General features: G+C 61.4%; 9 protein-coding genes. 6 read left to right on the top strand and 3 right to left on the bottom strand.

The window, feature by feature from the left end; translation table 11 throughout:
• Window positions 1-19: 19 nt before the first annotated feature.
• The 6 genes from QMK58_RS15775 (at window position 20) to QMK58_RS15750 (ending at window position 7146) form a co-directional block, all read left to right on the top strand.
• Window positions 20-1219 carry an LLM class flavin-dependent oxidoreductase gene (locus QMK58_RS15775; protein ID WP_053159411.1) on the top strand — a complete coding sequence of 400 codons (1200 nt, stop codon included), beginning with the start codon at window positions 20-22 and terminating at the stop codon, window positions 1217-1219.
• A 10-nt stretch (window positions 1220-1229) separates the two neighbouring features.
• Window positions 1230-2801 carry an ABC transporter substrate-binding protein gene (locus QMK58_RS15770; RefSeq protein WP_053159413.1) on the top strand — a complete coding sequence of 524 codons (1572 nt, stop codon included), beginning with the start codon at window positions 1230-1232 and terminating at the stop codon, window positions 2799-2801.
• Window positions 2794-3855, top strand: a complete 1062-nt coding sequence (locus tag QMK58_RS15765) for an ABC transporter permease (protein ID WP_053159415.1) — start codon at window positions 2794-2796, stop codon at window positions 3853-3855. Before QMK58_RS15770 ends, QMK58_RS15765 begins: the two co-directional genes overlap by 8 nt.
• 10 nt (window positions 3856-3865) lie before the next feature.
• Complete coding sequence (locus tag QMK58_RS15760) at window positions 3866-4711, top strand: ABC transporter permease (RefSeq protein ID WP_053159417.1); 846 nt, start codon at window positions 3866-3868, stop codon at window positions 4709-4711.
• Window positions 4708-6510 carry a dipeptide ABC transporter ATP-binding protein gene (locus tag QMK58_RS15755; protein WP_053159419.1) on the top strand — a complete coding sequence of 601 codons (1803 nt, stop codon included), beginning with the start codon at window positions 4708-4710 and terminating at the stop codon, window positions 6508-6510. The genes QMK58_RS15760 and QMK58_RS15755 overlap by 4 nt, the downstream gene beginning before the upstream one ends.
• A gap of 177 nt (window positions 6511-6687) precedes the next feature.
• Window positions 6688-7146: an REP-associated tyrosine transposase gene (locus QMK58_RS15750; RefSeq protein ID WP_053159421.1), complete on the top strand. Its 459-nt coding sequence runs from the start codon at window positions 6688-6690 to the stop codon at window positions 7144-7146.
• A gap of 172 nt (window positions 7147-7318) precedes the next feature.
• Here the strand turns inward: QMK58_RS15750 and QMK58_RS15745 are convergent, their stop codons facing one another.
• The 3 genes from QMK58_RS15745 to QMK58_RS15735 form a co-directional block, all read right to left on the bottom strand.
• A complete protein-coding gene (locus QMK58_RS15745; RefSeq protein WP_053159423.1) occupies window positions 7319-8404 on the bottom strand; it encodes an LLM class flavin-dependent oxidoreductase in 1086 nt (361 codons plus the stop codon).
• Between the two features lie 39 nt (window positions 8405-8443).
• Window positions 8444-11026 (bottom strand): TonB-dependent receptor plug domain-containing protein, encoded by a 2583-nt coding sequence (locus QMK58_RS15740; protein WP_320395005.1) that lies wholly within the window; start codon window positions 11024-11026, stop codon window positions 8444-8446.
• Window positions 11027-11216: 190 nt separating this feature from the next.
• On the bottom strand, window positions 11217-12803 hold the full coding sequence (locus QMK58_RS15735) for an ABC transporter substrate-binding protein (protein WP_053159426.1): 1587 nt from the start codon (window positions 12801-12803) through the stop codon (window positions 11217-11219).
• Window position 12804: the final 1 nt, after the last annotated feature.

The raw sequence follows: 12804 nt of genomic DNA, 5'->3' as shown, positions 1-12804 counted from the left end.
ATAAACAAGGAGCACGCCCATGGCTGTAAAAATTCTCTGGTACCTCACCACCCCTGACGGACCTTATCCGTGGGAACCGCAAGGTCGCTGGAAAACCGATTTCGAACATTTGAAGCAACTGGCCGTGGCCAGTGATCGCTTGGGGTATTACGGGTCGCTGCTGGGCTCCAGTCCCAACGAAAGCCTGGCCGTTTCGGCTGCGTTGATCGATGCCACCCACCGCCTGCGTTTCCTGGTGGCGCAGCACCCCGGCGAGTTATCGCCAGCGGTGTTGGCCAAGTGGGCGCTGACTTTCGATCAATTCTCCAACGGCCGTCTGTTGTTCAACGTGGTCAACGGCAACGACGCCGGCCTGGCTACCCTCGGCGTGCATTACCCCCACGATGAGCGCTATGACTTCAGTCTCGAATACTGGCGCGCTTTCCAGAGCTTTTACGCCGGCGACACCTCAGGCTATGACGGTCAATACGTCAAACTCGCCCCTCGCTCGCCGGCGGCTGCCAGTCATCCGCTGGGCGGGTGGCATCCGCCGAAACAGAAACCCGGCATTCCGTTGTGGGGCGCTGGCACCTCGGGCCCCGGCGTTGCCCATTCGGTGCAGTTGCTCGACGTCTACCTGAGTTTCGCCAACACCCCACCAAAGCTTGGCGAGAAGTTTCGCAAAGTGGCGGCGGAGGCGGCCAGGATCGGCCGTGAGCTGACCTTTGGCACGCGTCTGCAAATCATCGTCCGTGAGACCGAAGAAGAAGCCTGGGCTCACGCCGAAAAACTTTTACAGCGCACCTCACTGCAAACTGCACGTACGGCGATCGAGCGGCAATTGCCTCCCGGCGAAACCCTGGACAGCTTTAACAGCGACGACCCGCAAATCCAGCGCAACGTTGAAGCCATTCGTGCGGGTCGCCTGCCCAAGGCAAGGGACCTGGAGATCTACCCCAACATCTGGCTCGGCCCGAGCCTGTTCGGCTTCAACATCCTCGGTCCGGCCGCTGGCACTTACCTGGTGGGCAGCGCCGAGCAGGTCGCCGAGCGCATTCGTGAATACGAAGCGCAAGGCACGTCGGCGTTCATTCTCTCAGGCTTCCCGTTGATCGATGAGGCGCACCGCGTGGCCGACCTGTTGTTCCCGTTGCTCGACCTGGATCACGGTTTCGAGGTGCCGCGCCTGCGGGCTGAGACGCCAGTTCTGCAACGCGCCAACGTAGTAGAGCAGGCCTGAGGAGTCAGTCATGAGAGAAGGATTTTCCCGTCGCAGGTTTCTCGGTAACGGCCTGGCGGTCGGCGGTGGCCTGATACTCGGCAGCAGCCTGCTCAGTGGTTGCGACAGTGGCGCGGCCGTCAGTGGCGCAGCAGCGTTGTCCAGCACCCCGGTGCACGGCGGTCGTTTGCGGGTCGGCATTATCGATGGCGACCAGTCGGGCAACCTTGACGCGCACAAACCGGTGGGCGGCGGGATCATTCGCGGCTGGGCGTTGTACAGCAAGTTCTGGGAATGGAACACCGATGTCAGCACGCGTCTGGCCTTGGCCGAATTTGCCGAGCCCAACGCAGATGCCAGCGCCTGGACCATTCGCATCAAGCCAGGGTTGGAATTTCACCACGGCAAGAGCATTGGTGCCGACGATATGCTGTTCTCGATCCTGCGCCTGACCGACCCGAAACTGGCTTCGCCCTTTGCCGGCCTGGTGGGGGCGATCGACCGCAATGCTTTGCGCAAACTGGACGAGCGCACCATTGAAATTCGTTTCAAGGAAGGACAAAGCTTCTATCCGCTGGATGAAACCCTGATCAGTTTTGGTGGCATCGTCCCCACCGATTACGACCCGATCAGCAATCCGGTGGGTGCCGGGCCATACAAACTCAAGAGTTTCATCCCCGGTCAGCGCTCGCTCTACCAGCGTTTCGAAAACTACTACAAACCCGGTCAACCCTATGCCGATGAGCTGGAAATCATCGAGTTCAAGGATCAGGTGTCCCGCGCTGCGGCTTTGCGTGCCGGGCAAATCGATGTCGCCAGCGGCGTGCAGGCCGAACACAGCGCGCTGCTCAAGGCCGATTCGCGACTCAAGCTGTACGCGTCGCCGAGCACGTCGTTTACCGGTTTCAACTTGAATCTGGCCAAGGCGCCGTTTCAGGATCTGCGCGTGCGTCAGGCCTTTCGGCTGCTCGCCGACCGTCGCGAACTGGTCGAGCGCGGGCTCAATGGTTTCGGGCGGATTGCCAACGATCTGTATTCGCCCCACGACCCGACGTACAACCACAGCATTGCCCAGCGCCCGTACGATCTGGAACAGGCGCGATCACTCTTGCGTCAGGCCGGGCAGGATGACCTGCGAGTGGAGCTGACAACCACGCCGGGGCCGGGTGTCAATGCAGCGCTGGTGTTCGCCCAACAGGCGAAGAAAGCCGGAGTTGAAATCAAGGTCACTCAGGTCGATGGCTCGGTGTTCAACGGCCCGCAACGGGAAAACTGGTTGTTATCGCCGGGCTCGACACCGGCTCGGGGATTCCTTGCTTCGGCGCTGCACAACGACGCGCCGCAGGCCATTTACAACCGCAGCAATTTCCACGATGAGCGCTTCAGTTCGTTGTACCAGCAGGCGCTGGCTCAGCCTGAACTGCAACAGCGCAAAACGCTGGTACATGAGGCACAAAGTATTCAACACGAACGGGGCGGTTTGCTGATCTGGGGCTTCAATGACGTGCTGGATGCGGCCTCTGTTCGGGTTGGAGGGCTCGCGCCTGAACAGACGACGTTCGCCTCCTGGCGTTTCGATGAGATGTGGGTGAACCATGCCTGAGCCATCCTGCAAAACCCCGCGCACGCCCGCCTGGTTGTCCTGGTTCATTGGGCGATTGGGCTATGGCCTGCTGACCGCGTGGGTCATCAGCCTTGTGGTGTTCATTGCCACTCAGGCACTGCCTTCGGATCCGGCGCGGGTAATCCTGGGCCCGGACGCGCCGCTGGAAAGTATCCTCACACTGCAAAGGCAATTAGGCCTGGACCGGCCGATTCTGGAGCAATACCTGCGCTGGCTCGGGCACGCGCTCAGTGGCGAGTTGGGTGTTTCACTCGACTCGAACGCGCCGGTCGGCAGCATCCTGTTCGGCCGTTTTGGCTACACGTTGGCGTTGTTGGCGGGCGTGATTGCAGTGGTGGTGCCGGCGGCGTTACTGCTCGGCGTGTCGCTGGCCTTGCGGCGTGACAGCCGCCTGGATCGCTGGAGCTTGTCGCTATTGATTTTCCTCAAGGCCACCCCGGGGTTTCTCCTGGCCATCGGTCTGGTGTTGCTGTTTTCCATGCCGCATATGGACGTGCTGCCGGCGGTGTCGATTCTCGATCCCGACAAATCACTGCTGCGCCAATTGCAGTTTCTGGTGCTGCCAGTGCTGGCCCTGAGTCTTTCTGCTTTGCCCTACCTGACACGCATGGTGCGAGCGTCGATGATCGAAGCGCTGGAGTCCGACTATGTCGTCGCTGCCAGGCTGCGGGGCATTCCCGAGTGGCGGATCGTCTGGCGGCACACGTTACCCAATGCATTGATTCCGGCGATTCAGGGCGTGGCCCTGACCTTGCGCACGCTGATCGGCGGGGCGCTGCTGGCCGAGGTGATTTTCAGTTATCCGGGGATCGGCACCTCGTTGAACGCAGCGATTCAGATGCGCGACTTGCCGATGGTCCAGGCCATCGTGTTGGTGATTACCCTGGGCGTGGTGCTGATCAACCTGTTCGCGGATTTGCTGACGGTGCTGTTGACCCCGAAACTGCGGACCGCCCGCCGGGTGTCCATGATCCAGCGTAACCGTCGGGGCATCCAGCCCTGGTGGCGTCGCTCCCCATCCAAGGCACCTTGAGAGGTGATGCATGACTGACTCCCGACGTTCGCGCTGGCAGCTGTGGCTGGCGGAACCGCAAAGCCGCAAAGGCGGGTTGATTACCCTGGCCGTGGTTGCGTTGGCGTTGTTTGGCCCGTTTCTGGCGCCCCACAGCCCGACGGAAATGGTCGGTTCGGTGTATGGCGCGCCCGTGGGCAAGGCGTTGCTGGGCTATGACTTTCTCGGGCATGACGTGTTGTCGCGCTTGCTCAGTGGCGGCGTGTCGGTGCTGTGGATGTCGGTGGCCGCGGCCTCGATTGCATTGTTGACCGGTAGCACGCTGGGCCTGTTGTCGGGGTTATCCCGGCGGCGTCTGGATCAATTGATCACCTGGCTGGCGGACGTGTCGCTGGCTTTTCCCGACCTCATTCTGGTGCTGTTGATCGTCTCCATGCTGGGGCGCGCGCCTTGGCTGATCGTACTGACCGTGTCCATCGCCTTCACACCGGGGGTGATTCGTCTGGCCCGTGGCAGCACGGTGTCTGTAGCAGGGCAGGAATTCGTCGAGGCTGCGCAGATGATGGGCTATTCGCGGTGGCGGATTCTGTTCAAGGAAATCCTGCCGAACATCCTCACTCCCTTGCTGGTGCACTTCGGCAACATGCTGACCTGGGGCGTGGGCATGCTCTCGGGGTTGAGTTTTCTCGGTTATGGCGTAGCGCCGCCCACCGCTGACTGGGGGTTGATGATCAACGAAAACCAGGCGGGGCTGCTGGTGCAGCCTTGGGCGGTATTGGCCCCGGCGATCTTGATCGGCATCTTCGCCTATGGCACCAACATTCTGGCCGAAGGCATCGGCCGCAGCAGTTCAAGGATCGGGGAGAAACAGCCATGAACGCCATTGCCGGAATCGAGTCCCGCTCCCCTGTGCTCAATGCGCAGGTATTACAGGTTGAGGCTTTGCGCGTCGAGTTGCCTGGACAGGTCGATGTGCTCAGCGGTGTGACATTCAGTCTTGCGCGCGGAGAAATTCTGGGATTGGTCGGGGAGTCCGGCTCCGGCAAGACAACCCTGGCCACTGCCTTGCTGGCTCATGCCCGAAGGGGAGCACGGATTGTCAGCGGAAAAGTCGAAGTGTCCGGCCAATCGCTGTTGACGCTGGAGGGTGAAGACCTGCGGCGGGCTCGGGGTAGCCTGATAGGTTACGTGGCACAGGACCCGGCGACAGCCTTGAATCCGGTACTGCGTATCGGCAGTTTGCTGCGTGAAACGCTGGGGGCTCATCAGGTTGATCTGGATCGCGCCGGGCAACGGCAACGCATCGTCGAGACCTTGCGCGATGTCGGTCTGCCCGATGACGCGCAGTTCCTGCGACGCTTTCCCCATCAGCTCTCTGGCGGGCAGCAGCAACGGGTGATGTTGGCGTTGGCCTTTGTCTTGCGCCCGGCCTTGATCGTCCTCGATGAGCCGACGACAGCGCTGGACGTCACCACCCAGGCCCACATCCTCGCGACGTTGCGCCGGTTGTGTAAAAGCCTGGGTGTCGCGGCGGTGTATGTGTCCCATGACCTGGCGGTGATCAAGGATCTGGTGGACCGGGTGATGGTGATGTACGCCGGGCGCATCGTCGAGGTTGCACAGCGCGAATTGCTATTCTTGCAGCCGGCTCATCCCTATACCCGGGGGTTGCTGGCGGCGATTCCCGATGTGTCGCAACGCCGCGACTTGCTGGCGATTGCCGGGCATGCTCCGGCACCGGGTCAGCGACCACAGGGATGTGCCTTCGCACCTCGATGCACCCGTCGCGTCGCGGCGTGCTCGCTGGTCGAGCCGTCATTGCAGGACCTGTCGCCACAGCAGCAGGTGGCCTGTCTGGTGCCGCATCTTCAGGCTTTGCAACCGATTGCCCGAGCGCCTGCGCCTCCCGCTGTCGAGGCGCTGGAGCGCAGGCCACTGCTGGAGGTCAAGGACCTGAACGTGGCCTACGACCGCCAGGTTCTGTTCGATGTGTCTGTGCGGGTGGCTGCCGGTGAATGCCTGGCAGTGGTGGGCGAGTCCGGTTCAGGCAAGACCAGTCTGGCTCGTGCCATTGCCGGGCTGGGAGAAAACGCAGAGGGCGCGGTGCATTACGCGGGCGAGTTGTTGAGCCTGTCGGGGCGGCAGCGTGTACGGGCGCAACGGCATCAGATCCAGTACATTTTCCAGAATCCATACCGCGCACTGAATCCGCGGCAAACGGTTTACCAGACGTTGAGTGCGCCACTGGAGCATTTCTTCGGCATCAAGGGCGCAGCAGCGCGACAAAGGGTGGATGCGGTGCTCACGCGGGTTTCGCTGCCGGCCTCGGTGGCGGATCAGTATCCCCACAGCCTGTCCGGTGGAGAACGTCAGCGCGTGGCGATTGCACGGGCGTTGGTCTGTGAGCCAAGGCTTTTGATCTGCGATGAGATCACCTCGGCACTGGACGTCTCGGTACAGGCGTCGATTCTGGCGCTGTTGCGGCAACTGCAAGGCGAAGGACTGACGCTGCTGTTCGTCACCCATGACCTGGGTGTGGTTCGCGCCATTGCCGACCGGGTGTTGGTGTTGAAATTGGGTCGTGTGGTGGAGCAGGGGCAGGTGGATGCGGTGCTGGACCAGCCGCAAGCGGCGTATACGCGCACATTGCTGGAGAACTCGCCGACGTTGGGGTGACGTCCATCGCCAGCAAGCCGGCTCCTACAATGCTGAAATATAATGCGACACACCCTTGTAGGAGCCGGCTTGCTGGCGATAGCGGTCGACCAGAAAATCCAGAACCAGACCTTGACGACGATCTTTCGCCTGCCTACTAGCCTGTTGTTTTTGTCTCAAACACAGGAGGGCAATGGAATGCCTGATCTTCCCCACGCCAATCGCTTGCACGCTGGGCGCTATTCCCAATCCGGGCAAATCTACCTGCTCACCGCCGTCACCTATCACCGTGATCCAGTATTTGCCAATTGGCGTACGGGGCGTCTGGTGGCGGATCAATTTCGCCAAACCCAGGCAGAAGAATGGGCTGACTCACTCGCGTGGGTGGTCATGCCCGACCATTTTCATTGGTTGGTGGAGCTGAAGAACAGCACGTTGCCGGCGTTGATGCTGGCCACCAAATCGCGCAGTGCACGAACCATCAATGCCCACCTGGGACGCAGTGGCCGCCTATGGCAAAAAGGCTTTCACGACCGGGCAATTCGACGTGAAGAAGATTTGCTGGCGGTGGCACGTTACGTCATTGCCAACCCCATACGAGCAGGCCTTGTCAGGCGAGTACATGATTACCCGTTGTGGGACGCGAAATGGCTTTAGGCGCAGGTTTGCCAGCTCCTACAAGGGATGGTTGTGAACACGACTCTGTAGGAGCCGGCTTGCTGGCGATTGCGATGGTGGATGTGCCGACGTCATCGCCGGCAAGCCAGCTCCTACAAGGGATGGTTGTGAACACGGTTCTGTAGGAGCCGGCTTGCTGGCGATTGCATCGTTATGCCACCCGCGCCTTGCGGCGGCGCGCTTCTTCGCGCACGGCCGGGATGATCCAGCGTCCATAATCCACGGTGTCGTACAACGGGTCGTAGCCACGGTTGAGGAAGGTGGTCACTCCCAGATCGACGTAATCGAGCAGGGCCTGGGCCACGGTTTCCGGGGTGCCGACCAGGGCGGTGGTGTCACCGTAGGCGCCAACGGCGGTGGCGGTTGGCATCCACAGCGCACGGTCATGACGATCACCCAGGGCTGCGGCGGCGAGCAATCGTTCGGAGCCGGTGCCCTTGATGCGTTTTTGCCAGGGGCTGCCCGCCGCAAACTGCGGGTTGGCCTTGATCTGTTCGAGAATCTGCTGCGCCCGTTGCCACGCCAATTCTTCGGTGGCCCCCAGAATCAAACGTACCGACAGGCTGACCCGTGGCGCCTCGACGCCCGCCGCGCTGGCGGCCGCACGCAGTTTGCCGATCTGCTCGGCCACACCGCTCAAAGGCTCGCCCCACAACGCATACAGGTCCGCGTGTTTCACCGCGATCTGATAGGCGATATCCGAAGATCCGCCGAAGGAAATCGGAATGTGTGGCTGCTGCAACGGTTTGACCGGCGAGAACGCCCCCTTGATGTTGAAGTACTGCCCTTCGAAGTCGAAAGGCTCCTCGGCCGTCCAGGTCCGGCGAACGATTTCCAGGTATTCATCGGTGCGTTTGTAGCGTTCGGTCTTGTCCAGCAGGAAGTCGCCCTCCTGAGGCTCGGCGGTGATCCCGGTGATGGCATGCAGGCGAATCCGGCCGCCACCCGTGGTGTGATCGAGCGTGGCGAAAGCCCGGGCTGCGACCGTCGGGGCGGTGAGGCCCGGACGGTGAGCGATCATGAACCCCAGGTGCTCGGTGTGAGCGGCGGCGTAGGCTGCGATCTGCAGACTGTCGGCGCTGCCTGGGCCGCTGGCGATCAGCACCCGGTCAAAGCCTGCATGCTCATGGGCACGGGCGTGGTGGCGGATAAACTCCAGATCGAAATCCGGGCTGCGCACGCCGCGGGTCTCGGACCACTGGCGGGGGAAAATCATGCCGACAAATTCAATGGACATTGGAACACTCCTGATGGCGGAAAGCGGTTTGGTCGCGACTTAGAACTGGTAATCCACCTGGGCGAGCACGGTGCGACCAGGCATGGGTTGCAGGAAGGTATTGGTGGACCCGGCCAGGCCGCTGACGAAGTTCAATTCATCGGTCAGGTTGAGCACGCGCAAGGTGGTGCTCCACTGCGGCTGGCGGTAGTACACAGCCAGGTCGAGGTTGTATTCGTCGGGGATTTTCACGGTCTTGCTCAGGTTCAGGTACCAGCTGCTGGTCCACCAGCCGGACAGTTCGGCACCGAAGCCTGAGTCGAAGCGATAGTCGAAGTAACCGCTGGCGGTGTATTCGGGAATCTGTACCGCATCGAAGCGCCCGGACGGCCGCTGGTTAAGGCTGTTGTTATCGCCAAACACTGTGCCGTTGTCGGGAATGAACCCCGCCGAGGCGAAACCGGCCTGGGAGGCAAACTCGTTGTAGGCGGTGAGCTTTGAAAGGTTCAACGCCGTGCGCAGGTGATCGTCTGGCTGATAACGAACGGTCGATTCCACGCCCTTGATCACCAGTCGCGCAATGTTGTTGTTGCTGTCGGGGGACTGATCACGTTCCTGCTTGAACGCTGCCAGGGTCATGAACAGTTCGTTGGGCACGGCTTCGACTTTCAATCCGACTTCGTGCAGCACGCTCAGGCTTTCGAACGCCAGTGGGTTAAGAAGATTGGCCCCGGCGCCACTGCCCCAGCCCAGGCCGTTGGAGAAGAACCCGGTGTTGACCGCCAACGAGCGATCAAAGGTGTAGTACAGCGTGCTGTTTTCGGTGGGTTTCACGTACGGACTGACCTGAAAGGCAAACAGTCGGTAGTTGTCACTGTCCTTGCGCGGATTGCCGCCGGCGAGCACGAAGGGGTTTTCGATTTCAGCGTCGATCCAGCTGCGGCTGGCACCGATGTTCAGACCGACACGCTCACCCAATCGCAGGTTGTGCTGGGTGAACAGCGTTTGCGTGGTCCAGGTACTTTCTGCGGTGTAGGGCGCGACGGATTCGGCGTACAGGCCATGCCCGGCCGGGTACATCGCTGGCAGATTCAACCACCCGTAATAGTTGGAGAATTGCGGCACGCCGGGCTGGCCGATCCAGGCACCATTGCCGCCGGCCGGATTGGAACCAGTGAGCCCCAACAGATCGCCCGGGTTCTTGCCCGACGGGTCCTGCGTCAGATCGTAGGCGTTGATGGTCGAGCCGAAATTGTTGTTGGCGGCAATCGACTGGTTGAACTCGCGGCGGTAGATCAGCCCGGTATTGCTGTCATCGCGCAGGGTAAAGCCGCCCAGCTGAGCTTCGTTGCGTGAGCGAAACTCGAAGCGGTTATCGAAAATATTGTCTTTGGACTGGACCTGGAAAGAGCCGACGGCGTCAGTCATGTCTTTTGAGCGCTGGTAAAACGTGCTGTTGGCCAGGGTGATGGTCGGCGTCAGATCGGCTTCTGCACGCAACTGTGTGGTGAAGCGCCGCGAGGTGTTTTCATCCTCGTCGCGCTGGCCGGTTTGCGAGGACAGTGAGGTCAGACCATTGCCGGCCAGCGAGGGGTCATACACCCAGCCGCGCAGACTGCCAGGGTTGCTTCGCGTGTTGGGGGAGGCCGTCTGGAAACTGCCGTTGACCACACTGTATTGCCCCTGGGCGTTGCGTTGACGCTGAACCCAGCCCAGGGTCGGCGCATCCGCCGCGCCGGAAGCCAGGACCGGCGACCACAGGGTGTTGCCGTTCTGGATGATCGGCGTCGCGCGCCCGGAGTAGTATTTTCCGCTGTCCACCAACTCCTGGTTGGCGCGGTTCCAGCCGTGGGTGATGTTGTAGTCGTAGTAGTCGTCGTAACTGGCATTCCAGTCCACGCGCACGTTGTCGTTGCGCCAGGCCAGGGCGCCGTAGAACGCGTCGAAGTTGTTGTCGACGTTGTCGTAGAAATCCTCCTGGCGCTGCTTGGTGATGCTGATCCGGTAGGCCAGGCTGTCGCTGAGCGGGCCTGTGTTGTCGACGCTGAATTTACTGGAATCACGGGATTCGCCGTCGGGTACCCAGGTGCCCAATTCACCGCTGAGTCTGGTTTTGAATTCGTTGAAATTCGGTTTTTTACTCAGGTAATTGACGTAGCCACCGCTACCGGACACCGAACCGTAGGTCACCGAGGAGGGGCCGGCAACGATATCGGCGCCTTCATAGGCGTTGAAGTTAGCCGGATGCCGCACGCCATAAGCCCGCTGACCGTCCTGAAAGACCTCAGAACCCTGGGCGCGGAATTGCGGTGCGATCCCGGCGTTCTGGCCGCCACCCCGGGTGATGCCCGGCGCATATTTGACCAGGTCGTCGGCGCTGCGGATCGGGTCGTTCGCCAGCTGTTCGGCATTGACCTGAGTGATTGAGCGCGGGGTGTCGAGCACCTTGGTTTCGATGCCTCCGTAGATGGAAGACTCTGGCCGGGTGGGCAGGGCGTCATCGTCGGAATCGGCGGCGCTGGCTTGAACAGTGACGGTTTGCAGTTGAGTGTCGGCGGCGAAGGTCGCGGTCGACAGGGTAGAAACGATGACCAATGCCAGAGCGTGGCCAGAAGCGGGACGAACGAAGCCGATAGAGGGCATGAAAATGTGCCTCGATAGATAAATTCATTGAATGGCGCAAACGTCATAACGGCCACCACCACCCTGTAGGAGCCGGCTTGTTGCGGGCGGCGTTCCGACGATGGCGGCCGTGATGGCGCCATTGCCGGCAAGCCGGCTCCTACAGGTCGGTGGTGTAGGGTCGACCGTGGGGTGTCAGCGCCCGTGCGGGTTATGCCGTGTCTTTCAACCAGAGTTTTTCAAAGCGCCAGGTGCTGAACAGCGACTCCTCGGCCGCAGCCCCGCCCACGCGGTTGGCCACGCTGTCGAGCAAGTCGGCGTATCCCCAGATCAACATGCCACCGCGTTCGTACTGGATCTGCTGGACCTGGTGCACCAGCGCCTTGCGTTTCGCAAGGTCGGGTTGGGCCATGGCCGCCAGAAACAGCTCGCTGAACTGCGGATCGTTGAAATGGGTTTTGTTCGACACGGCAAAAGGCGCGTCGGTGTGGATCGCGCTGGCCAGGAATGGCGCACCGATGCTGCCGCCGGTACTCAGTGTCCAGTCGTTGCGCAGCGGCCCCTGGAACGTGGCCAGGTCGACCTGCTTGACCTTGAGCGTGACACCGATGCGTTTGGCCTGTTCGGCCAGCACCAGCGCTGAGGTCAGTCCCGGACCAGGTGTCGTCACCAGTTCCAGTTCAAGGTTTTCATGCCCGGCTTCCTTGAGCAGTTGCGCCGCACGTTGTGGGTCGTGAGGGCGCGGCCCAAGTGTGTGGTTGAAGGTTGGATCGCTCGGCGCATAGAGGTCGTTGGCCACTCGGCCCTGACCGTTGAGCGCCCGGCGCACCAGTTCTTCCCGGTCAGCCAGCAGGCGAAATGCCTCCCGTACCCGCGGGTCGTTGAACGGAGGTTTGTCGAGGTTCATGTCGAACGACAACCAGTTGCCGCTCACCGATTTGAGTACCGTAAGCCGTGGATCGCGCTGCAGCACTTGCAACTGTTCGGTGGGCATCACGTTGGCCATGTCGATTTGCCCGGAGCGCAGGGCCGCCAGGCGCGATACCTGATCCTTGAAGTCGATGATTTCCAATTCGTCGGCGTAAGGTTTGCCGTCCTTGTAGTAGTTCTCGAACCGCGTGAACAGCGAGCGCTGGCCGGGGGTGAAGCTTTTCAGTTTGTAGGGGCCGGCGCCTACCGGGTTGGTCACCGGGTGATAGTCCACGGGCACGATCCCGCCAAAGTTGACCCAGGTTTCCGCCAGCGGCATGTAACTGCGGCCTTCACGAAAGTTCAGGCGTACGGTGCGGGCGTCGAGTTTGACCAGGTTATCGCGGTCTACCCAGTGCAGCAGCGCGGCGTAGGGCGAGGCCAGTTGTGGGTCGGTGAGACGGCGGATGGAGAAGATCAGGTCATCGGCATCGATGGTTTTGCCATGGTGAAATTCCAGGTCCGGGCGCAGGCGAAGCGTCCAGCTGCTGGCATCGGCATTCGGCTCGGCGAATTCGGCCAGGGCCAGGCGCGGCTGCATTTGCTCGTCCCATTCCCACAGCTTGCTGTATAGCGCGAAGCCGCGAACAATGCCGCTGCCGATGGGTTTGTGCGCATCGAGGTTGCCGCTCTGGTTGCCGTCGAGAATGCCCAGGCGCAGGCGTCCGCCATAGCGCGGCTGATGGTCGGCCATGGCGCTGGCGGATGATTTTTCGCTGCTCGGGCCGCAGCCGGCGAGCAGGCCGCCACCGAGCAGCAAGCCACCGCCAAGCAGCGCACTGTGGCCGAGAAAGTCCCGGCGGCTGAATAATGAGTGATCGTCGCTCATG

The organism is Pseudomonas sp. P8_241 (assembly GCF_034008315.1).
Taxonomy (GTDB): Bacteria; Pseudomonadota; Gammaproteobacteria; order Pseudomonadales; family Pseudomonadaceae; genus Aquipseudomonas.
Note: the sequence above shows the minus strand (reverse complement) of the source record. Positions and strands in the feature narration are given on the sequence as shown.

Coding starts and splice junctions, on each gene's coding strand:
- QMK58_RS15735 (WP_053159426.1), bottom strand. CDS start 12,803: ATGAGCGACGATCACTCATTATTCAGCCGCCGGGACTTTCTCGGCCAC.
- QMK58_RS15740 (WP_320395005.1), bottom strand. CDS start 11,026: ATGCCCTCTATCGGCTTCGTTCGTCCCGCTTCTGGCCACGCTCTGGCA.
- QMK58_RS15770 (WP_053159413.1), top strand. CDS start 1,230: ATGAGAGAAGGATTTTCCCGTCGCAGGTTTCTCGGTAACGGCCTGGCG.
- QMK58_RS15765 (WP_053159415.1), top strand. CDS start 2,794: ATGCCTGAGCCATCCTGCAAAACCCCGCGCACGCCCGCCTGGTTGTCC.
- QMK58_RS15760 (WP_053159417.1), top strand. CDS start 3,866: ATGACTGACTCCCGACGTTCGCGCTGGCAGCTGTGGCTGGCGGAACCG.
- QMK58_RS15755 (WP_053159419.1), top strand. CDS start 4,708: ATGAACGCCATTGCCGGAATCGAGTCCCGCTCCCCTGTGCTCAATGCG.
- QMK58_RS15750 (WP_053159421.1), top strand. CDS start 6,688: ATGCCTGATCTTCCCCACGCCAATCGCTTGCACGCTGGGCGCTATTCC.
- QMK58_RS15775 (WP_053159411.1), top strand. CDS start 20: ATGGCTGTAAAAATTCTCTGGTACCTCACCACCCCTGACGGACCTTAT.
- QMK58_RS15745 (WP_053159423.1), bottom strand. CDS start 8,404: ATGTCCATTGAATTTGTCGGCATGATTTTCCCCCGCCAGTGGTCCGAG.